Genomic DNA, 19,940 nt, shown 5'->3' on the forward strand with positions numbered 1-19,940 from the left:
TTCGGCGGAAGCCGGAATGTGTGCAGTCCCATGCTGCGAAATGCAGAGGTGGCGTTACCGCCCGAGCGGGCGGGTGATCTGGCCGAGATAGGCGGCGGTGGTCAGGATCCAGCCGGCATCCTCCCGCCGCGCCGGCACCAGCGCCGCCCGCAGCAGGCGCGCCACCACGCCCCGCCGGTCCGCCAGCCCCGCCGGCCGGGCGGCGAGTCCGGCGGCGAGGCGCAACACCGCAATTGCCGACGGTGGCCGCGGTCGGGCGGCCTTGGCGGCATAGGGGATGTCGGCGAAGGCGGGGAAGGCGCGGCGGATGGCCTCGGTATGCAGGCCGGTCTTCAGGGTCAGGCGGGCTGGCAGGCTCGCCAGGAAGGCGAAGAGGTCGTCGTCGAGGAAGGGCGCGTGCACCTGTCGGCTACCCTCCGCCAGCAGGGCGAAGGGGCTTTCGCCGATGTCGCGGCGGGTGCGGTTCCAGAAGAAGAAGGACGCGAGCGGGTTCACCGCCGGGCGGTGGCGGGCCAGTTCCGCCGCCACCCGGCGCACGGCATCGGCGCGGTCGGGGAACCGGCCGGGGTCGGCCACCAGCGGCAGGGGGCCGGGCGGCACCAGGGCCTCGGCCAGCTCGTCCAGGCGGCCGGCCGCCATGAGTGCCACCCACTCGGGTTTCAGGACCGCGCTTTCGCTCAGCACGTCGCCGCCGATGCCGTCGTAGAGGTGGCCGATGCCGCGCAAGGCGGGCAGGGCGCCGACCATCCAGCGGTGCTGCCGCGAACAGAAGTCGGTGCGGCGGTTCTTCTCCAACTCCGCCGCCAGGCCATCGGCCGGCGTCACCAGAACATGGCGGACGCCGCAGCGCTCGGCCAGGGTGGCGGCGACGGCGGTATCCTCGGGCAGGGCGGGGTTGGCGACGGTCCAGCAGAACGCGGGGCGGCGCCCCAACGCCACCGCCTGCAGCAGGATGTGGCGGGAGTCGCGGCCGCCGCTCAGGCCGAGGGCGAAGGGCTGGCCGTCGTGGCGGTCGAGCAGCCGCGTCATGGCCTGACGGAAGAGGTCGATGTAGCCGGCCACCGCCTGCTCCCGCGTCAGGTCGGCGGGCGCCAGCACGGGCACGGGCGGGCAGGGCGCGCGGATGTGCCGGAAGGGCGTCGTGCCGCCGAGGAACAGGCCGGTGCGCAGGAAGACGTTGAGCGCGCCGAAGTCCAGGTCGGCCGGCGTGCCGCCCTCCAGCAGCGAGAGGACGGAGCCGGCGGCGGCGCTGGTGCGGGTGTCGTGGAACTGCGGCCGGAAACGGTCGGCGATGTAGCCGGCGGGACCGGTCGTCAGGGCTTCGGCGGCGGCGCTCATGGGGTCGCCCGGCGGCGGCGCAGGGCGCCCTGGAGCATGTCGACGACGAGGCTCTCGACGCCCCGCGGTCGCCCGAGCGCCAGCCACAGCCCGAGCAGCGCCGCGCCGTAGGTGACGCCGCCCACCGTCACCCGCAGGCCGAGGTCGGCCACCGGCGGCAGCGGCGGCACCGGCAGCTCCAGCAGGACGGCGGCCATGGCGACGCAGGCGAGCAGCGGCCGGCCGACGGCGCGGGCGAGCTGGCTGCCGCCGATCAGGCCGTCCTTCAGGGCGCCGCCGAAGGTCAGCACGGTGAAGCAGCCCTGGGCGATGAGCACGGCGAAGGCGAAGCCGGTCAGGCCGTCGTCGCGGAACCACAGCGCCCAGGCACCGGCGAAGACGGCCGCCTGCGCCCAGGTGCCCCAGGCCGGCAGGGCGACGCGGCCGGTGGCGATGAGCAGGGTGCCGACCGGCTGGCGCATGGCGTTCAGCCCCATGACGAGGCAGAGGATCTGGAACACCGGCACCGCCGGCAGCCATTGCTCGCCGAACACCACCAGGATGAGCTGCGGCGCCGTCAGCGCGGCCCCGGCGGCGGCGGGCAGGGCGACGGCGGTGCAGCCGGCTACCGCCTGCTCGGCCGCATTGCGCAGGCGGGCCGCCTGGGTCTGCAAGGCGGCATAGGCCGGCAGCAGGGCGCGCGCCATGGGCGCCAGCAACTCGCCCACCAGCATGTTGGCGAGGTCGCTCGCCACCGAATAGAACCCGAGCGCGCCGGTCCCCGCCGCGCCGCCGACGATGAGGCGGTCGAGCCGCAACTGGGCGAAGCGCCCCATGGCCTGCATGGTCAGCCACAGCGACATGCGCAGGAACCGCCGCCAGCGCGACAGCGACAGCCGCGGCCGGTAAGGGTGGATCACGTAGCTGAGGATCACCGACGACGTCATGAAGGTGGCATAGCCGGCCACCAGCGCCCAGTAGCTGCGCAACAGGAAGGCCGCCGCGATGGCGACGGCGACGGAACTCACCTTCTGCACCACGAAGAGCACGAAGTCCGGCCCCATGGCGAGGTCGCGCTGGAAATCGACGATGCCGATGTTGCGCAGGCCCCCGACGGCCATGGCGGCGGCCATGGCGTACATCACCGGCACGACGCGCGGATCGTCGAACCACGCCGCCGCCGGCACCGCCAGGGCGGCGGTCAGGGCCGCACCGGCCCAGGCCTGGATCAGGCTCATGGTCCAGGCGGTGTCGTAGTCGGCGCGCGTCGGGTCGTCGGCGTGGATGAGGACGGTGCGTACGCCCATCTCGAACATGGCCTCGGAAAAGGCGATGACGATCATGGCGGTGCCGACCACGCCGAAGTCGGCCGGCGTCAGCAGGCGGGCGAGCACGATGGTGCTGAGGAGGCCGAGCAGCCGCACCGTCCAGCGCGACCCGACAGCCCAGGCGGAGGCGCGCAGGACCACCGCGCGCGACACGGCGGCGCGGGGACGCGCGCCTTCGGGGGGCGTCGGGCCGGGCGGCTGATCGGTCATGGTGCGGTCGCTCTCCCTGGCGCGCCGGCGCCGCGGGCGGCGGCGGACGGGCTTCAGGATACGGAACGGGCCGGGGCCTCGCGACCTATCGGGCGGATCACGCCCTTGGATATGCGGCGGCCGCGCCGTCCTGCTCCCTGCGGACTGGAAACGACGGGGCGGGGTAGGCTATGTAGGGCGCCTGACGTTTCTGGAGGTCCTTTTCCATGGCTGAGTGCTATTGCCGTTCCGGCCGCGAGTTCGACGCGTGCTGCGCCCCCTACCTCGCCGGACAGGCGGCCCCGACGCCGGAAGCGCTGATGCGCTCGCGCTACTCGGCCTTCGCCACCGGCCAGATCGACTATCTGGAAGAGACCCTGCTGCCCGAGACGCGCCACGACTTCGAAAAGGAGCAGGCGCGCCAGTGGGCCGAGAACAGCGAGTGGACCGGCCTCGAGATCCGCCACACCCAGGGCGGCGGCGCGGGCGACGAGAACGGCATCGTCGAGTTCGTGGCCCACTACCGCATGGCCGGCAAGGATCAGGTGCACCACGAGACCAGCTCGTTCAAGAAGCGCGACGGCCGCTGGTGGTACGTGGACGGCATCATGGGCTCGCTGCCGCGCACGACCGTGAAGGTCGGCCGCAACGACCCGTGCCCCTGCGGCTCGGGCAAGAAGTTCAAGAAGTGCTGCGGCGCCGCCGCCTGACGTGACGAGGGAGACCGCCGGTGGCGCCGACGGTCTCCCTGTCTCTTGATCTGCGTGCAGTCCGCCCGGCGGATCAGGCCGTCGGGCGCTTGCCGGCCAGCAGGCCCTGGACGGCGTAGGCGAGGATGGTCGTCCCGGCCAAGCCGATGCCCCAGATGATGCCGATGAGCAGCCAGTCCACCGGCCCGCCGGCGTCGGTGAAGCCGGAGACGGTGACCGACGCCATCAGCACCAGCGCCGCGACGCCGCCGGCCAGGCCGACGAGTTCGGAGCGGATGAGGCGGCGGCTGTCGAGCTTGCCCTCGCGCAGGAACACCGCCACGAAGCCGACGATGCCGGCGATACCGAGCAGCAGCAGCAGCCAGAACAGCGGGCCCATCATCTCGAGGAAGACCGAGACGAGGACGGAGAGATCGAGGTCCTTCATGTCTTGTCCTCCGGCTCAGGCGCGGCCGCGCAGCATGGAAACGTAGGTCGGCTTCAGCGCCATGGTCTTCATCACCCAGGTGACCCACAGCTCTTCCAGCGGCGCGATGACGCCGGGGAACGAGGGGGTCAGGTTGTTGTCGTAGTCGAACTCGACCAGCATGGCGCGGCCGAGGCGGGTGATGAGCGGGCACGAGGTATAGCCGTCGTAGACGCTGGTCGCCGTGGTGCCGGCGATGGTCGCCACCAGATGGTCGACCGCGACCGGCACCTGCCACTTCACGCTGGCCGCCGTCTTGCCCTTGGGCACGCCGGCCACGTCGCCGACGCCAAAGACGTTGGGGTAGCGCTTGTGGCGGAGGGTGGGCTTTTCCACTTCCATCCAGCCGTCGGCGGCGAAGGGACCCTCGGTCCAGCCGAGCGGGCTGTTGCGCACCGCCTGCGGCGCCCGCATGGGCGGAATGACGTTGACGAAGTCGTAGGGGATTTCGGTCGGGCCGTTGGGGGTGGTGAAGGTCGCCACCTTGCGGCCGAGGTCGATGGCGGTCATGACGTGCTCGTACTGCACCTTCACGTCGCGCTCGCGGTAGAGCATGCGCACCTTTTCCGCCACGATCGGCACGCTGAACAGGCCCTTGTTGTTGGCGGCGTAGATCAGCTCGGCCTTGCCGCGGTTGCCGCGGCGGCGCAGGTAGTCGTCGGTGATGAAGGTGTACTTCAGCGGCGCGCCGGCGCACTTCATCTCGGTGTTGGGGCGCAGGAACAGGCCGCGACCGCCGGTGTCGGCGAACTTGGACATGGCCTGCCAGGTGGCCGCGGCGCCGGCCGGGCTGTGGTAGACGCTGCCCAGGCCGTCCTGGCCGATGCGGCTGGTGTCCATGCCCGCGATGGCGTCGTAGTCGAGCTGCAGGCCGGCGGCGACCACCAGGAAGTCGTAGGGGATCTTGCGGCCGCCCTCGGTGGTGACGGAATTGCCGTCGGGGTCGAACTCGGCCACCCGTTCCTCCACCCAGGTCACGCCGCGCGGCAGGTAGTCGGCGGTGGCGGAGGTGACGTAGCTCTGCGGCTTCAGGCCGCCGGCGACCAGGGTGAAGCCCGGCTGGTAGTAGTGTTCCTTGCGGGCGTCGATGATGGTGATCTCCGCCCCCGACAGCCGCTCGGCCAGGCGGGCGGCGGTGGCGAGGCCGGCGGCGCCGGCGCCGGCGATGACGATGCGGGCGCTGGTCTTCACCACCGGCGCCTGCGCCGCGGCGGCGGGCGGCGGGGCCACCAGGGGCAGCGCCCCGACGGCGGCACCGGCGGCACCGAATTTCAGGAGGCCGCGCCGGCTCAGGCCGTTCGGCGGGCGGGTGGACGGATGGTCACCGGACATTCTGGAAGCTCCCTCGCTCAGGCTTTTTCTGAGGAAATTCTAATTTAGAAAAACCTAATTCGCAAGAAGCCCGAAATAACCAAGGGGTTTGCTGGGGCTCATCCCGCCGGCCGGCCCGCTCACCCGTGCTCCGCCGTCCCCATCCCCTCGGGGAAGCGCCCGACGCGGTCGGCGCGGCTGGGCGTGAGGGAGAGGCCGGCGCCGTCGCGGCCGTCCTGGGTCAGCAGGGCGAGGCGGCCGCTCATGTCGGTCAGGCGGTCGACCACCACGTGCTGCACCAGCCCGTCCTTCTGGAAGCGGCCCTCGGCATAGAGCAGGCGGGCGCGCAGCACGGCCTGGCGGTGCTTTTCGAAGACGTCGGCGCGCACGATCAGGTTGGCGACGCCGAACTCGTCCTCCAGGGTGATGAAGATGACGCCCTTGGCGGTGCCCGGCCGCTGACGGCAGACCGTCAGCCCGCCGACCACCACCTTGCGCCCGTCGGGCAGCGCCGACAGCCGCCGCGTCGAGATCACGCCGTCGCGGTCCAGGTCGCGCCGCAGCAGGGCGAGCGGGTGCTTGCGCAGGGTGAGGCGCAGGGTCTGGTAGTCCTCCACCACGTGCTCGCCGATCTGCAGGTCGGGCAGGAAGACCGCCGGTTCCGCCCCGTTCTCGCGTGCCTCGGCGGCGGCGAACAGGGGCAGCGGCGCAGCCTTCAGGCGCTTGACCGCCCACAGGGCGTCGCGCCGGCTCACCCCCATGCCGGCCAGCGCGTCGGCATTGGCGAGTTTCTCCAGCGTCTCGGCGGACAGGCCGGCGCGGCTCCACAGGTCCTCGGCGTCGATGTAGCCCTTCAGCGGGCGAGCGGCGACGATGCGGTCGCATTCCAGGGCGGCGACCGTGCCGGCGAGTCCCTTGATCTGCCGGAACCCGAGGCGCAGCGCCACGTCGCGCTTGCCGCCGGGGCGCGTGAAGGGCTCCAGCGTGCAGTCCCAGCGGCTGCGGTTGACGTCGACGGGGCGCACCTCGACGCCGTGGCGGCGGGCGTCCTGCACGATCTGGTCGGCGGAATAGAACCCCATGGGCTGGCTGTTGAGCAGGGCGCAGGCGAAGGCGGCCGGGTGGCGGCGCTTCAGCCACGCCGACACGTAGACCAGCAGGGCGAAGCTGGCGGCGTGGCTTTCCGGGAAGCCGTATTCGCCGAAGCCCTCGATCTGGCGGAAGCAGCCCTCGGCGAAGTCGGGGGCATAGCCGTTGCCGATCATGCCGGCGATGAACTTCTCGCGGAAGGTGTGGATGGTGCCGGAGCGGCGGAAGGCGGCCATGGCGCGGCGCAGGTTGTCGGCCTCGGCGGGGGTGAAGCCGGCGCCGTCGATGGCGATCTTCATGGCCTGTTCCTGGAACAGCGGCACGCCGAGGGTCTTCTGCAGCGTCGCGCGCAGCCGGCCGGAGGGGTAGCGCACCGGCTCCAGCCCCTGACGGCGGCGCAGGTAGGGGTGGACCATGTCGCCCTGGATGGGGCCGGGGCGGACGATGGCGACCTCGATCACCAGGTCGTAGAAGCAGCGCGGCCGCAGGCGCGGCAGCATGGCCATCTGGGCGCGGCTTTCCACCTGGAAGACGCCCAGGCTGTCGCCCTGGCACAGCATGTCGTAGACCGCCGGATCGTCGGGCGGCACGGTGGCGAGCGTCAGGGCCGGCCCGCCGGTTTCGGCGATCAGGTCGAAGGCCTTGCGCACGCAGGTGAGCATGCCGAGCGCCAGCACGTCGATCTTCAGCATGCCGAGGGCGTCGAGGTCGTCCTTGTCCCACTGGATGACGGTGCGGTCGGCCATGGCGGCGTTCTCGATGGGCACCACCTCCGACAGCGGCCCGCGCGTCAGCACGAAGCCGCCGACGTGCTGCGACAGGTGCCGCGGGAAGCCGCGCAGCTCGTCGGCCAGCGTCAGGGCGAGGCGCAGACGCGGATCGTCGGGGTCGAGGCCGGCCTCGCGCACATGGGCGTCCTCGATGGGCTTGGACGACGAGCCCCACACGGTGCCGGCCAGCGCCGCCACGGCGTCCTGCGACAGGCCGAGCGCCTTGCCCACCTCGCGGATGGCCGAGCGCGAGCGGTAGGTGATGACCGTGGCGGCCAGCCCGGCGCGGTGGCGGCCGTACTTATTGTAGATGTGCTGGATCACCTCCTCGCGCCGTTCGTGCTCGAAGTCGACGTCGATGTCGGGCGGCTCGTTGCGGGCCGCCGAGACGAAGCGCTCGAACAGCAGGTCCACCTTCACCGGGTCGACGGCGGTGATGCCGAGGCAGTAGCACACCGCCGAATTGGCCGCCGAGCCGCGCCCCTGGCAGAGGATGTCCTGCGAGCGGGCGAACGTCACGATGTCGTGGACGGTGAGGAAATAGGGCGCGTAGCCGAGCCCGCGGATGACCTCCAGTTCCTTCGCCACCGTCTGGCGCACGGCCTCCGGCGCACCGTCGGGCCAGCGCCAGGCGAGGCCGGCCCAGGTCAGCTCCTCCAGGCGCTGCTGCGGCGTCATGCCCGGCGGCGTGTCGTCGTCGGGGTATTCGTAGCGCAGCTCGCCCAGGTCGAAGGTGCAGCGCTCGGCGATGGCGACGGTGCGGGCCAGGGCCTCGGGGTAGTCGGCGAACAGCTGCGCCATGGTCTCCGGCGCCTTGACGTAGGCTTCGGCGTTGGCAGCCAGCCGCCAGCCGGCGGTGTCGACGGTGACGTGCTCGCGGATGCAGGTGACCACGTCGAGCAGCGGCCGCCGCGCCGGCGTATGCATGCGGACTGCATTGGTGGCGACCAGCGGCGTTCCCGCCCGCTCCGCCGCGTCCGCCAGGGCGGCGAGGCGGCGGGCGTCGCGGCCGTCGAGGCGGCAGCGGGCGGCGAGGTGGCAGGCGCCGGGGTCGAACAGGGCGCGCAGGGCGGTCAGGTCGGCCAGGAAGGCGGCGGCGAGCGGCCGCTCCGGCGGCAGCACGACGGCGAGGAGGCCCGTCGTCTCGCCCTCCAGGTCGGCGCGCCGCAGCTCGCATTCCCCCTTGGGCGCCCGCCGCCGGCCGAGGGTGAGCAGGCGGCACAGGCGGGCGTAGGCGGCGCGGTCGGTGGGGTAGACCAGCACGCTCGGCGCATCCACCAGGTCGAGCCGGCAGCCGGTGACGAAGCGGATGCCGACCCGCTTCGCCGCCTCCCACGCCCGCACCACGCCGGCCAGGCTGTTGCGGTCGGTGACGGCGATGGCCTTGAGGCCGAGGGCGGCGGCGGCCACCACCAGTTCGTCGGGGTGCGAGGCGCCGTGCAGGAAGGTGAAGTTGGTGGTCACCTCCAGCTCGGCATAGGGCGGGGCATCGGCGGCGGGGATGTCGCCGGGCGCCTCCCCGGCGGTGCGGAGGGTGCCGTCGCCCCAGGTGGGCAGGGTGCGGGTCACGGGAACACCCCCTGCACGAACCACCGCGCCGCCCGGCCGCGGAACAGCCACAGGCGGTGGCCGCCGGTGTCCTCGACGCGCCAGTAGTCGCGGGCGGCGCGCGGGTGGGGCAGGGGGCCGTGCCACCATTCGGGGGCGACGCGCTCCGGCCCCTCGCTGCGGGCGACGGTCCAGGTGCGGCGGCGCCAGCGGAAGGCGGCCGGCGGCGTGCCCTCGGCCAGCGGTTCCACCGGCTCGGCGGCGATCAGGCGCACCGGCCGCGGCGCGGCGGCGGCCCAGGTGTCGGGCGCGGTGCCGCCGGGGGTGCGCTCGGCGACGGTGACGCTGGCCTCGGGGATGTGGCTTTCGCGCGGCACCGGGCGCAGCACGCCGTCCTCGCCGAGGCGCGTGCGCAGTCGGTCGAGCAGGAGCGCGGTGCGGGCGGCCCGCTCGGCGGCGTCGGGGGCCTCGCCGGCGCCGCGGGTGAAGCCGGTCTGGGTGGCCTCCAGCGGATCGACGGCGGGCAGGCTGAGCACCATGGCCTCGATGCCGAAGCCGGCGTCGAGGCCGTCCAGCGTCTCCTTGAACAGGCGGGCGAGGGCGTCGGGGTCGCGCACCGGGCGGCTGGTGCCGACCATGCGGCGGATCACCTCGCCGTCGACGCGGAACATCTCCAGCAGCAGGCGGCGGGCGCCCTTGCGCTCGCGCTCCAGGCGCGGGTGCAGGGCGCGGCACAGGGCGGCGATGGCGGTCTGCACGTCCTCGGTGCGGCCGATGGGCTCGGCGAAGGCGAGGCGCTCGCGCCACGGCGTGACGGGGGCGCGCGGCGTGAAGGGCTCCGGCGCCCGCCCGATCGCCTGGTCGAGCCGGCGCGCCGCCTCGGCCCCGAGACGCGCGGCGAGCGGTGCCCGCGGCAGGGCGGCGAGGTCGGCGATGCGGCGGATGCCGAGGCGCTTCAGCGTCTCCACCACCGCCGCCGGCAGGCGCAGCGCCTCCACCGGCAGCCCCATGAGCAGCTGGCGCTGCGCCCCTTCCGGCAGCAGGGCGAGGCCCGCCCCGTCACCGTCGTCGTCACCGCCGCCCGCTTCCTCGCCGGCGAGGAAGCGGGCGGCGGCCCAGGCGGCGCCCTGGGTGTCGGCGAGCCCGAGGCGCACGGCGAAGCCGAAGCCGGTCAGGCGGTCGCGCAGGTCGCGGGCGAGCGCCGCCTCGCCGCCGAACAGGTGGGCGCAGCCGGTGACGTCGAGCCACAGCCCGGCGCCGCCGCCGGGGGCGATGCCCTCCACCGCCGTCCACGGGGTGTAGCGGGTGGCCCATTGGGCGAGCGTCTCCAGGGCCGCGGCGTCGTCCTCGGGGTCGGCTTCCGTCACCTTGAGGGCGGGGAAGACGGCGCGGGCGTCGGCCAGCGGCATGGCGGGGAAGACGCCGACCGCCTCCGCCGCGCCGTTGACGGCGTGCAGGCGCAGGGTGCCCGCCGCCTCCGCCACCAGGGCGAAGGGCTGCTCACGCCAGCCGGCGCACGGCCGGCCGGGGCGGGTCGGCCGGTCCGTCGCGAAGCGCGGCAGCCACAGAGAGATCACCCGTCTCGTCATCCCAATCCACCTTCCAGCGCCCCGGCAGGCCGCCGCGGCAACGGTCGAGCGTCACGTCCCAGGCCGCCGGGCCGAGCCCCGGCCACGGCACCGGGGCGGAGGGCGCGGGCACCACCCGCCAGCGGGTGGTCGCGGCCACCGATCCGGTGGGGCCGCCGCGGCCCGCCCGCCCGCCGGCGGCGAGCAGGAAGCCGGTCACCCCGCCGGCCTCGGCCGCCAGTTGCAGGCGGCGGCCGGCGGTGAGGTCGGCGTCGCGGGCCTGGCCGACCACGGCGGCGAGCGCCGGGGCGCGCAATCCTTCCTCCATGCACCACAGCACCTCGGCATCGTCGGCGGCGCGGGCGATCATCACCTGCGCCGGCGGCAGCCCGAGGCGGGCGAGGCCGGGCGGATGCAGGGCGTCGTCCACCGAGCCGCGGCGCACGCACCACAGCACGGTGCCGCCGCGCCGCGCCGCCAGCCGCGCCGCCAGCACGGCGGTGAAGCCGAGCGCGGCGGCGGGCCCGGCGGCGGCCTCCGCCGCATCGCCGGGCTCGCCCACCACCTGGTGCAGGCAGCCGAGCGGCAGCCCGCCCCACGGCAGGGCGGCGTCGACCTCCGGCAGGCCGAGCGGCAGCACCGCCCCGACCTCCCGCGCCGTCCCCTCGATGGCCCGCACCCGCCGGCGCAGCAGCTCCAGACGATGTTCCGCGGTCATGGCCCGATCCCGTGTGTTCTTCTTATGTTCTATGGGGTGGGGCGGCGAGAGTCAAGCTGTGGAGAGAGTCCCATCGGAGTCGACGGAGGGTTCCGGGAAAAGCGGTTAACTCATTGAAAACACTGAATATAGCCTTTTCTCACCTGAAGGCCGGCTCGCCGCGCCCGGCCCATGGGCGGCGGGGCTTCGCGAACGTCCGCCCCGCCGCCGGCCGCCGCCTTCGCCGCCGCTCGGCCTGCTTTGCGTTGACCCCGGTGCCAAGCGTGGTAAGTTGCGCCTTCGTCCGCACCGCATAGCCGTCCGGTCTTGAGCAGTCACCGTACCACCGTCCCCGAAGAGGATTCGCAGCAACGGCGTCGCCGCAGCCGCTTGTCGGGGAAGATCAAGCAGGTCCTGAAGACTGATCGCGTGCGGAACGCGATGTGCTGGCTCGCGGCCCGCTACATCGCCTTCGTCTACGCCACCAGCCGCTGGACCGAGGTCGGCCGCGAGCATCCGGAGGCCATCTGGAGCGCCGGCAAGCCCTTCATCCTGTCGTTCTGGCACGGGCGCCTGCTCATGATGTCGCAGGCCTGGCCGCGGCCGAAGCCCATCCACATGCTCATCTCGCAGCACCGCGACGGACAGCTGATCGCCCGCACGGTGGCGCACTTCGGCATCAAGTCCGCCGCCGGCTCGTCCAGCCGCGGCGGGGCGGGGGGACTGCGCATCATGCTGAAGGCGTTGAAGGACGGCGAGTGCGTCGGCATCACCCCCGACGGCCCGCGCGGCCCGCGCCAGCGGGCGGCCGACGGCGTCATCCACATCGCCCGCATGTCCGGCGTGCCGGTGGTGCCGCTGGCCTACGCCACGCGCAGCCGCCGCCTGCTGGACAGCTGGGACCGCTTCCTGGTGCCGCGCCCGTTCACCCGCGGCGCCTTCGTCTGGGGCGAGCCGCTCGTGGTGCCGCGCGACGCCGATCCGGCGGAAATCGAACGCCTGCGGGCCCTGCTGGAAGACCGCATGAACGCCATCACGGCCCAGGCCGACGGCCTGGTCGGCCGCCCGACGACGGAGCCGGCGGCGCCATGCTGATCTCGCTCTATCGCGGCGTCACCACCCTCGGCGGTCCGCTCATCGACCTCTACCTCGGCCGCCGCAAGGCGCGCGGCAAGGAAGACCCGCTGCGCTTCCCCGAACGCCGCGGCCATGCCTCGGTGCCGCGCCCGCACGGGCCGCTGGTGTGGATCCACGCCGCCAGCGTCGGCGAGAGCCTGTCCATGCTGCCGCTGTTGCGCCACCTGCGCGAGACGCGGCCGGGCCTGCGCCTGCTGCTCACCACCGGCACCGTCACCTCGGCCCGCATGATGGCCGACCGCCTGCCGGAGGGCTGCACCCACCAGTACGTGCCGGTGGACCGCATCCGCTTCGTGCGCCGCTTCCTCGACCACTGGCGGCCCGACATGGTGCTGTGGGCGGAAAGCGAGTTCTGGCCCAACATGCTGACCGAGGTGCGCCGCCGCCGGGTGCCGCTGGTGCTGCTCAACGGCCGCGTCTCCGACCGCTCCTACCGCTCGTGGCAGCGCTTCCGCGGCGTCATCGGGCCGCTGCTGGCGGGGTTCACCCTGTGCCTCGGCCAGACGCAGGACGACGCCGAGCGCCTCGCCACCCTGGGCGCCCCGGCCTGCGAGTGCCTCGGCAACCTGAAGTTCGCCGCCCCGCCGCTGCCTGCCGACGAGGACGCGCTCGGCCGCCTGCGCCGGGTGCTCGGCGACCGGCCGGTGTGGCTCGCCGCCAGCACCCACGCCGGCGAGGAGGAAATGGCCGCTCGCCTGCACCACACCCTGGCGCAGAAGCATCCCGGCCTGCTCACCATCGTGGTGCCGCGCCACGCCCACCGGGGCGACGAGCTGCGCCCCGAGCTGGAGGCGGAAGACCTGGTGGTCGCTCAGCGCTCGCGCGGCGAGATGCCGGAGGCCAAGGTGGACCTCTTCCTCGGCGACACCATGGGCGAGATGGGCCTGTTCTTCCGCCTCGCGCCCGTGGTCTTCGTCGGCAAGTCGCTCATCGGCCACGGCGGCCAGAACCCGCTGGAGGCGGCGCGCCTCGGCTGTGCCGTGGTGATGGGGCCGCACATGGACAATTTCGCCGAAATGACCCGCCGCATGGTCACCGGCGGCGCCGCTCTGCAGGTGGGCAGCGAGGGCGAGCTGGCGCTCACCGTCGACCGCCTGCTGCGCGACGAGGCCGAGCGCCGCCACCTGGGCGACCGCGGCCACGACTTCGCCACCCAGGAAATGGTGGTGCTGGAGCGCGTGGTGGACCGCCTCGCGCCGCTGCTCGACGCCGCCGAACGGCAGGCCCATGCGCGCGCCTGACTTCTGGCGCACCGAAAACGGCCTGGTGCGGCTGCTGGAGCCGGCCGGGCTGCTCTACGCCGCCGCCGGCCGCTGGCGGCGGGCACGCACGACCCCGTATACGGCCTCGGTGCCGGTGGTCTGCGTCGGCAACATCGTCGCCGGCGGGGCGGGCAAGACGCCGGTCTGCCTGGCGCTCGCCGACCTCATCGACGGCGCCCACTTCCTGACGCGCGGCTACGGCGGGTCGGAAGCCGGGCCGCTGCGCGTCGACCCCGACCGTCACACCGCCGACGAGGTGGGCGACGAGGCCCTGCTGCTGGCCGCCCGCGCCCCCACCTGGGTCGCCCGCCGCCGCCCCGAGGGCGCCCGCGCCGCCGAGGCCGCCGGAGCCGCCGCGCTCGTCATGGACGACGGCCACCAGAACCCGACGCTCGCCAAGACCCTGTCGCTGGTGGTGGTCGACGGCGGGTACGGCTTCGGCAACCGCCGCGTTCTGCCCGCCGGCCCCTTGCGCGAACCGCTGGCCGAGGGGCTCGCGCGGGCCGATGCGGTGGTGCTCATGGGCGACGATACCGCCGGCGTGGCGCGCCGTCTGCCGGCGGACCTGCCGGTGCTGCGGGCGCGCCTGGTGCCGGGGCCGGAGGCGGCGGCGCTGGCCGGGCGGCGGGTGGTCGCCTTCGCCGGCATCGGCCAGCCGCGCAAGTTCTTCGCCACCCTGCGCGGCTGCGGCGCGAGCCTCGTCGCCGTGCATCCCTTCGCCGACCATCACCCCTACAGGCATGACGACGTGCAGCCCATCCTCGACGAAGCCTTCGCGCTGGGCGCCGTGCCCGTCACCACCGCCAAGGACGCCGTGCGCCTGCCGCCCGACCAGCGCCAGCAGGTGGACGTGGTGACGGTGACCGTCGCCTGGGACGATCCGGCCGCCCTGCGCGCCCTGCTCGCCGCCAAGGGCTTGCCGCTGCGATCCGCCGAGGCCGCCCATGGCTAAGGCGGCATGGCGGACGAAGCTCGAGGGCGCGCTCGCGGTCGGCGTCTACAAGGGGCTGCGGCTCCTGCCGGTGGACCGCTCGTCCGACTTCATGGCCTGGCTGTTCCGCCTGATCGGGCCGCGGCTCGGCGTGTCGCGCGTCGGCCGCCGCAACCTGGCGCTCGCCTTCCCCGAAAAGAGCGAGGCCGAGCGCGAGCGCATCCTGCGCGCCATGTGGGACAACCTGGGCCGCGTCGCCGGCGAGTTCCCGCACCTCGAAGACGGCACCTTCTATGCCGAGCATTGCGACGTGGTGGGGGCGGAGCACATCCGCCATCTGCGCGACGACGGCATCGGCGGGCTGACCTTCTCGGCCCACCTCGGCAACTGGGAGATGGCCAACCTCTTCGCCCATGCCGAGGGGCTGGAGATGCACCGCTTCTACCGCGCCGCCAACAATCCGGCGGTGGAGGAACTCTATCGCCGGGCGCGCGGCGGCGCCCCGGGCGAGGTGCTGCCCAAGGGCGCGGCCGGGGCGCGGCGGGCGTTTGCGCTGCTGCGCAAGGGCGGGCACCTCGGCATGTTGGTGGACCAGAAGCTGAACGAGGGCATCCCGGTGCCGTTCTTCGGCCGCGACGCCATGACCACCACCTCCATCGCCCAGTTCGCCCTGCGCCTGAAGCTGCCCATCGTGCCGGGCCGGGTGATCCGCACCGCGCCGCACCGCCTGCGCGTCGAGATCTTCCCGCCCCTGGACCTGCCCGACACCGGCGACCTCGACGCCGACGTGCGCGAGACCATGGTGCGCATCAACGCCATCATCGAAGGCTGGGTGCGCGAGTACCCCGAACAATGGCTGTGGGTCCACAAGCGCTGGCCGCGCGAAGGCTGACGCCTCAGCCCGTCGCCTCCGCCAGCGTCTGCACCCGGCCCGCCGGCAGCAACGACAGCATGCTCGCTTCGTTGGCGTTGGCCTGGGCGACCGCCGTCGGGAAGCGGGCGTCGTAGGCCGCCATCTGCGCTCCGTGACCGGCCAGCAGCGCCTGGACCTGCTGGCGCTCGGCGGCCGTCGGGGCGGCGGAGTCGTCGTAGAGCCCGAACAGGTCGCCCTCGAAGCAGCGCCGCACGGCGAGGCCGCCGACGTTGCCGGCGTTGGAGTCGTAACGGATCTCCCACCACGCCAGCGCCCGGTTGCCGGCGGCGAGGGCGCCGCGCAGGCCGGGGCCGACCATGCCGCCGCCGCCGTTGTAGACCAGCGACTGCAGCGCCGCCCGCTCGCGCGACCGCGGCACCGCAAGGCCCGCCGTGCGCGCCAGGGCGCGGTCGAGGACGGCTTCGTACTCCGAATCGAGCACCTGCGACAGCAGCCGCGTCGCCGTGGCGTCGTCGAACAGCGGCGTCGCCGGCCGCCAGGCGCAGAGGGCGGCGGCGGTGAGCTGCCCCGCCTTCCACCGGCCGATCTGCTCCAGCGCCGCTTGCGCCGTCGCCGTCAGGGTACCGTCGAAGGCGGCGGTGAAGGCCACCTGAATGGCCGGCAGGTCGTGCTGCGTCAGGTCGTAGCCATAGCCGACCGTCGGGTTGCCGAGCACGTCGACGATGTTGCCCATCACCGCCGGGTTCTGCCCGAGCGCCAGCTGCGGGTTCTCGAAGGTCTTCACCACCGTATTGCGGCACTGGATGTAGTCGGCATCCGACAAGTCATGGTAGCTGATCATTATCCCCCTCCTTATGTGTTCCAGAACATTATCACGTTAAACGTGTGCAGCAAGCGGCGCTGCAATCCCCCTGCCGGTGTCGGCGGCGGCTGCGCTACACTCGACGCCTGCGGCCGCATCAGGGAGCCCGTCGCCATGGCCTTCGCCCGGACCATCGGACACACCACCTACCGCTTCCCCGACCTGCGCGACCTGCTCGCCAAGGCCAGCCCGCGGCGGTCGGGGGACGAGCTGGCCGGCGTCGCCGCGGGCGGCGAGGCGGAGCGGGTGGCCGCCCGCATGGCGCTGGCCGACCTGCCGCTCGCCCGTCTGCTGGCCGAGCCGGTGGTGCCCTACGAAGAGGATGCGGTGACGCGCCTGGTGTGCGACGGCCACGACGCGGCGGCCTTCGCGCCGCTGGCCTCGCTCACCGTCGGCGGGTTCCGCGACTGGCTGCTGTCGGACGCCGCCGACGCTGCCGCGCTCGCCGCCGTGGCGCCCGGCCTGACGCCGGAGATGGCGGCGGCGGTGAGCAAGATCATGCGCAACCAGGATCTCATCGCCGTCGCCCGCAAGGTGCGGGTGACCACCGCCTTCCGCTCCACCATCGGCCTGCCGGGGCGGCTGGCGGTGCGCTTGCAGCCCAACCACCCGACCGACGACGCCGAGGGCATCGCCGCCTCCATCCTCGACGGGCTGCTGTATGGCTGCGGCGACGCGGTCATCGGCATCAATCCGGCGACCGACAGCCCGGCCGCCATGGTGCGCCTGCTGCACCTCATCGACGAGGTGCGCCGCCGCTACGACATCCCGACGCAATCCTGCGTGCTGGCCCATGTCACCACCGCCATGGCGGTGATGGCCGAGGGGGCGCCGGTCGACCTCGTGTTCCAGTCCATCGCCGGCACCGAGAAGGCCAACGACAGCTTCGGCATCACCCTGCCCATGCTGGCCGAGGCGCGCGAGCAGGCGCTGGCCCTCCAGCGCGGCACGGTGGGCGACAACGTCATGTACTTCGAGACTGGCCAGGGCAGCGCCCTGTCGGCCGACGCCCATTGGGGCTGCGACCAGCAGACCATCGAGGCGCGGGCCTACGGCGTCGCGCGCGCCTTCTCGCCGTTGCTGGTCAACACGGTGGTGGGCTTCATCGGGCCGGAATACCTCTACGACGGCAAGCAGATCATTCGCGCCGGGCTCGAAGACCACTTCTGCGGCAAGCTGCTCGGCCTGCCCATGGGGGTGGACGTCTGCTACACCAACCACTGCGAGGCCGACCAGGACGACATGGACACCCTGCTCACCCTGCTGGGGGCGGCGGGGGTGGCCTTCGTCATGGGCGTGCCGGGGGCCGACGACATCATGCTGAACTACCAGAGCACCAGCTTCCATGACGCCCTCTACGTGCGGTCGACGCTCGGCCTGAAACCGGCGCCGGAGTTCGAAGACTGGCTCGCCCGCATGGCGATCGCCGACGCCGCGGGGCGCATCCGTCCGGCCCTGGCGGCGACGCGCCGCCTGTTGCCGGCGCAGGCCGGGGCCGGGGAGGGCGCGGCATGAGCGGCGGCGGCGGACCCGACGAGCCCTGGGCCTTCCTGCGTCGCCACACGGCGGCCCGCATCGCGCTGGGCCGCGCCGGCGACGGCCTGCCGACGGCGCCGCTGCTGCGCTTCCAGGCGGCCTGGGCGGAAGCCCGCGACAGCCTCAAGAGCAGCCTCGACGCCGAGGCCCTGGCCGCCCGCCTGGCGCCCCTCGGCCTGCCGGTGGAGACGGTGCGCTCGCAGGCCGCCGACGGGGCGGAGTACCTGAAGCGCCCCGACCTCGGCCGCCGCCTCCACCCCGACGATGCGGCGCGCCTCGCGCCGGGCCGCTGGGATGCCGTCTTCGTGGTGGCCGACGGGTTGTCGGTGCGGGCGGTGGAAAGCCATGCGGCGCCTCTGCTGGAGGCGGTATTGAAGCGCCTCGGCGGCTGGTCCGTCGGGCCGCTGGTGGTGGCGCAGCGGGCGCGGGTGGCGCTGGCCGACGACGTGGGGGCGGCGCTCGGGGCGGCCATGACGGTGATCCTCATCGGCGAGCGGCCGGGCCTGTCGAGCCCCGACAGCCTGGGCGCCTACCTGACCTGGGCGCCGCAGCGCGGCCGCCCGAACAGCGACCGCAACTGCCTCTCCAACATCCGCCCCGAGGGCTTGGCCATCGACGCCGCTGCCTTCAAGCTGGCGTGGCTGATGGCCGAGGCGCGGCGCCTGACGCTGACCGGGGTCGGCCTCAAGGACGCCGCGCCGGACCTCATCCCCGGCGGAGCGGAGCCGCCGCCGGCGCTCGGCTGATGGCGCCGTCGGCGGGGGGGCTGCGTCAGGAGAACCAGGCCGCCTTGCCGGCACCGACCGCCGTGATGGCGACTGCCGGCGGCTGCATGAAGCCGTTGATGGCGACCTGGCCGTCCACCAGTTGGCACCAGCACAGCAGGCCGTCGGGGCGCGGCAGCAGGTCGGTGGCGACGCGCATCTCGTGCTCCAGGAAATGCAGCAGGTTGCGCTCGTGCTTGTTCTCGGCCGCGAAGGGCAGGCCGGGGACGACGGTGGCGCAGGTGGCGCCGAATTCCTGCATCATGCAGATCAGGGCGTCGCGCGTCTGCTCGGTGGTGTAGGCGCGGCCGGGGCCGCAGTGGAACAGGCCGACGCGGGTATCGCCCTCGCGCGTCAGCACGACGGCGCAGCCCGCCAGCGGCGAGGCCATGGCGGTGTCGCTGGCGAGGTCGACGACGATGCCGTTATAGGCGGGCACGTTGTAGGACAGGGTCATGGACCGGATGCTCCGATGCGAGTGGTGGTGATCGTGACGACCGGCCGCGCAAGGCCGGTGCGCCGATCACACCGCAGCAGGGGCATCCCGCGACACTTCCATACGGCAGGGCGGCCGGCGGGTCAGGCGCGCCCCGCCTCCCGCAGCCAGGCGACGGCCTCGGCCAGCGGCTCGCGCAAGGGGCGGGGCTGCCAGCCGAGGTCGCGGGCGGCCTTGCCGCTGTCGAACCACTGCGCCCGCCCGGCCAGCCGCACGCCCGCCAGCGGCGCCTGCGGCGGGCGCCGGGTGAGGGTGTCGGCCAGCCATTCCTGCACCGCCGCGGCGGCGAAGGCGACGCCGTAGGGCACCCGGCGGCGCGGCATGGGGCTGCCCGACACCTCTTGCAGCAGACGCAGGAAGTCGCCGAACCACAGGTTTTCGCCGCCGAGGATATAGCCCTCGCCGGGCCGGCCGCGCTCGCCGGCCAGCGCGATGCCCTCGGCGCAGTCGGGGGCGCCGACCCAGTTCATGCGGCACTCCAGATAGGCCGGCACGCGCCCGGCCAGGAAGTCCGTCAGCATGCGCGTCGGCGGCGTCGGCGTGTCGTCGCCGGCGCCGAGGGGGACCGTCGGGAAGACGGTGACCACCGGCGCCCCCTCCGCCGCCGCCTGCTCCGCCAGCGCCAACGCGCGCGCCTTGGAGCGGGCATAGGCGCCGGCCAACTCCTCCAGCGGCGGGCGCGGCGTGGTCTCGGCGATGGGCACCGGAGTCGCACGCCCCACCAGGGCGACGGCCGAGGAGACGCAGACGATGCGCGCGACCTGAGGCGCGGCGCGGGCGGCGTCCAGCACGGCGCGGGTGCCGCCGACGTTGATGCGCTCGAACACCGCCGGATCGGGCGCCCACAGGCCGGCGTTCGCGGCCACGTGCCAGACGTGGCCGACTCCCTCCATGGCCGCGGCCAGGGCGGCGGGGTCGAGAATGGAGGCGGCCCGAACCTCGACTCCAGGAGCGGGTGGCAAGGACCCCGCCGCTGGGTCCATAATCCGAACGCGGTGGTTGCGCCTGCGCAAGGCCGCTACGAGATGACGTCCGAGGAAACCGGAACCGCCGGTGACGAGCGAGACGGGGGCGTCGGTCATGGC

The 19,940-nt window shown here is 73.7% G+C and carries 17 protein-coding genes; 7 read left to right on the forward strand and 10 right to left on the reverse strand.

Translation table 11 applies throughout. The features are described from left to right. Positions 1–54 precede the first annotated feature (54 nt). Together CRP50_RS03555 and CRP50_RS03560 are read right to left on the reverse strand one after the other, a co-directional pair. A complete protein-coding gene (locus CRP50_RS03555; RefSeq protein ID WP_097277581.1) occupies positions 55–1,338 on the reverse strand; it encodes a hypothetical protein in 1,284 nt (427 codons plus the stop codon). Next, the gene (locus tag CRP50_RS03560) at positions 1,335–2,855 is read right to left on the reverse strand and encodes an oligosaccharide flippase family protein (RefSeq protein ID WP_097277582.1); all 1,521 of its coding nucleotides are present in this window, start codon (positions 2,853–2,855) and stop codon (positions 1,335–1,337) included. Before CRP50_RS03560 ends, CRP50_RS03555 begins: the two co-directional genes overlap by 4 nt. A gap of 206 nt (positions 2,856–3,061) precedes the next feature. On the opposite strand from CRP50_RS03560, the gene CRP50_RS03565 reads away from it, so the two are divergent. Then, a complete protein-coding gene (locus CRP50_RS03565; RefSeq protein WP_097277583.1) occupies positions 3,062–3,544 on the forward strand; it encodes a YchJ family protein in 483 nt (160 codons plus the stop codon). Between the two features lie 73 nt (positions 3,545–3,617). Here CRP50_RS03565 and CRP50_RS03570 read toward each other — a convergent pair whose 3' ends face one another. From CRP50_RS03570 to CRP50_RS03590, 5 genes are all read right to left on the reverse strand, one after another. Continuing rightward, the gene (locus tag CRP50_RS03570) at positions 3,618–3,971 is read right to left on the reverse strand and encodes a DUF5368 domain-containing protein (protein ID WP_097277584.1); all 354 of its coding nucleotides are present in this window, start codon (positions 3,969–3,971) and stop codon (positions 3,618–3,620) included. A gap of 15 nt (positions 3,972–3,986) precedes the next feature. Beyond that, positions 3,987–5,342: an FAD/NAD(P)-binding oxidoreductase gene (locus CRP50_RS03575; RefSeq protein ID WP_097277585.1), complete on the reverse strand. Its 1,356-nt coding sequence runs from the start codon at positions 5,340–5,342 to the stop codon at positions 3,987–3,989. 119 nt (positions 5,343–5,461) lie between these two features. Further along, on the reverse strand, positions 5,462–8,749 hold the full coding sequence (locus tag CRP50_RS03580; RefSeq protein WP_322090838.1) for an error-prone DNA polymerase: 3,288 nt from the start codon (positions 8,747–8,749) through the stop codon (positions 5,462–5,464). Further along, positions 8,746–10,317 carry a DNA polymerase Y family protein gene (locus tag CRP50_RS03585; protein ID WP_097277586.1) on the reverse strand — a complete coding sequence of 524 codons (1,572 nt, stop codon included), beginning with the start codon at positions 10,315–10,317 and terminating at the stop codon, positions 8,746–8,748. The genes CRP50_RS03580 and CRP50_RS03585 overlap by 4 nt, the downstream gene beginning before the upstream one ends. After that, positions 10,229–11,014, reverse strand: coding sequence for an ImuA family protein (locus tag CRP50_RS03590; protein WP_097277587.1), 786 nt, complete (start codon positions 11,012–11,014; stop codon positions 10,229–10,231). The genes CRP50_RS03585 and CRP50_RS03590 overlap by 89 nt, the downstream gene beginning before the upstream one ends. Before the next feature lie 408 nt (positions 11,015–11,422). On the opposite strand from CRP50_RS03590, the gene CRP50_RS03595 reads away from it, so the two are divergent. The 4 genes from CRP50_RS03595 to CRP50_RS03610 are packed head-to-tail and all read left to right on the forward strand — an operon-like array spanning position 11,423 to position 15,215. Then, positions 11,423–12,088, forward strand: a complete 666-nt coding sequence (locus CRP50_RS03595) for a lysophospholipid acyltransferase family protein (protein ID WP_245913346.1) — start codon at positions 11,423–11,425, stop codon at positions 12,086–12,088. Then, positions 12,082–13,371 carry a 3-deoxy-D-manno-octulosonic acid transferase gene (locus CRP50_RS03600; protein WP_097277588.1) on the forward strand — a complete coding sequence of 430 codons (1,290 nt, stop codon included), beginning with the start codon at positions 12,082–12,084 and terminating at the stop codon, positions 13,369–13,371. Before CRP50_RS03595 ends, CRP50_RS03600 begins: the two co-directional genes overlap by 7 nt. Next, a complete protein-coding gene (gene lpxK, locus CRP50_RS03605; protein WP_097277589.1) occupies positions 13,358–14,344 on the forward strand; it encodes a tetraacyldisaccharide 4'-kinase in 987 nt (328 codons plus the stop codon). Before CRP50_RS03600 ends, lpxK begins: the two co-directional genes overlap by 14 nt. Beyond that, a complete protein-coding gene (locus CRP50_RS03610) occupies positions 14,337–15,215 on the forward strand; it encodes a lauroyl acyltransferase (protein WP_097277590.1) in 879 nt (292 codons plus the stop codon). The genes lpxK and CRP50_RS03610 overlap by 8 nt, the downstream gene beginning before the upstream one ends. A gap of 4 nt (positions 15,216–15,219) precedes the next feature. On the opposite strand, the gene CRP50_RS03615 is transcribed toward CRP50_RS03610, so the two are convergent. Further along, on the reverse strand, positions 15,220–16,038 hold the full coding sequence (locus CRP50_RS03615) for a hypothetical protein (RefSeq protein ID WP_097277591.1): 819 nt from the start codon (positions 16,036–16,038) through the stop codon (positions 15,220–15,222). A 135-nt stretch (positions 16,039–16,173) separates the two neighbouring features. Between CRP50_RS03615 and CRP50_RS03620 the strand changes: the two genes are divergently transcribed. After that, positions 16,174–17,574, forward strand: a complete 1,401-nt coding sequence (locus CRP50_RS03620; RefSeq protein WP_097277592.1) for an ethanolamine ammonia-lyase subunit EutB — start codon at positions 16,174–16,176, stop codon at positions 17,572–17,574. After that, positions 17,571–18,341, forward strand: a complete 771-nt coding sequence (gene eutC / locus CRP50_RS03625) for an ethanolamine ammonia-lyase subunit EutC (RefSeq protein WP_097277593.1) — start codon at positions 17,571–17,573, stop codon at positions 18,339–18,341. Before CRP50_RS03620 ends, eutC begins: the two co-directional genes overlap by 4 nt. 25 nt (positions 18,342–18,366) lie before the next feature. Here the strand turns inward: eutC and CRP50_RS03630 are convergent, their stop codons facing one another. Continuing rightward, positions 18,367–18,816: a hypothetical protein gene (locus CRP50_RS03630; protein WP_097277594.1), complete on the reverse strand. Its 450-nt coding sequence runs from the start codon at positions 18,814–18,816 to the stop codon at positions 18,367–18,369. Positions 18,817–18,938: 122 nt separating this feature from the next. After that, a complete protein-coding gene (locus CRP50_RS03635) occupies positions 18,939–19,937 on the reverse strand; it encodes an NAD-dependent epimerase/dehydratase family protein (protein WP_097277595.1) in 999 nt (332 codons plus the stop codon). Positions 19,938–19,940: the final 3 nt, after the last annotated feature.

The sequence above is a fragment of the Caenispirillum bisanense genome (assembly GCF_900230255.1).
GTDB lineage: Bacteria > Pseudomonadota > Alphaproteobacteria > Rhodospirillales > Rhodospirillaceae > Caenispirillum > Caenispirillum bisanense_A.

Excerpts from the sequence above, each read along its gene's own strand:
- CRP50_RS03555 (WP_097277581.1), bottom strand. The coding sequence starts at position 1,338 with ATGAGCGCCGCCGCCGAAGCCCTGACGACCGGTCCCGCCGGCTACATC.
- CRP50_RS03560 (WP_097277582.1), bottom strand. The coding sequence starts at position 2,855 with ATGACCGATCAGCCGCCCGGCCCGACGCCCCCCGAAGGCGCGCGTCCC.
- CRP50_RS03565 (WP_097277583.1), top strand. The coding sequence starts at position 3,062 with ATGGCTGAGTGCTATTGCCGTTCCGGCCGCGAGTTCGACGCGTGCTGC.
- CRP50_RS03570 (WP_097277584.1), bottom strand. The coding sequence starts at position 3,971 with ATGAAGGACCTCGATCTCTCCGTCCTCGTCTCGGTCTTCCTCGAGATG.
- CRP50_RS03575 (WP_097277585.1), bottom strand. The coding sequence starts at position 5,342 with ATGTCCGGTGACCATCCGTCCACCCGCCCGCCGAACGGCCTGAGCCGG.
- CRP50_RS03585 (WP_097277586.1), bottom strand. The coding sequence starts at position 10,317 with ATGACGAGACGGGTGATCTCTCTGTGGCTGCCGCGCTTCGCGACGGAC.
- CRP50_RS03590 (WP_097277587.1), bottom strand. The coding sequence starts at position 11,014 with ATGACCGCGGAACATCGTCTGGAGCTGCTGCGCCGGCGGGTGCGGGCC.
- CRP50_RS03600 (WP_097277588.1), top strand. The coding sequence starts at position 12,082 with ATGCTGATCTCGCTCTATCGCGGCGTCACCACCCTCGGCGGTCCGCTC.
- lpxK (WP_097277589.1), top strand. The coding sequence starts at position 13,358 with ATGCGCGCGCCTGACTTCTGGCGCACCGAAAACGGCCTGGTGCGGCTG.
- CRP50_RS03610 (WP_097277590.1), top strand. The coding sequence starts at position 14,337 with ATGGCTAAGGCGGCATGGCGGACGAAGCTCGAGGGCGCGCTCGCGGTC.
- CRP50_RS03615 (WP_097277591.1), bottom strand. The coding sequence starts at position 16,038 with ATGATCAGCTACCATGACTTGTCGGATGCCGACTACATCCAGTGCCGC.
- CRP50_RS03620 (WP_097277592.1), top strand. The coding sequence starts at position 16,174 with ATGGCCTTCGCCCGGACCATCGGACACACCACCTACCGCTTCCCCGAC.
- eutC (WP_097277593.1), top strand. The coding sequence starts at position 17,571 with ATGAGCGGCGGCGGCGGACCCGACGAGCCCTGGGCCTTCCTGCGTCGC.
- CRP50_RS03630 (WP_097277594.1), bottom strand. The coding sequence starts at position 18,816 with ATGACCCTGTCCTACAACGTGCCCGCCTATAACGGCATCGTCGTCGAC.
- CRP50_RS03635 (WP_097277595.1), bottom strand. The coding sequence starts at position 19,937 with ATGACCGACGCCCCCGTCTCGCTCGTCACCGGCGGTTCCGGTTTCCTC.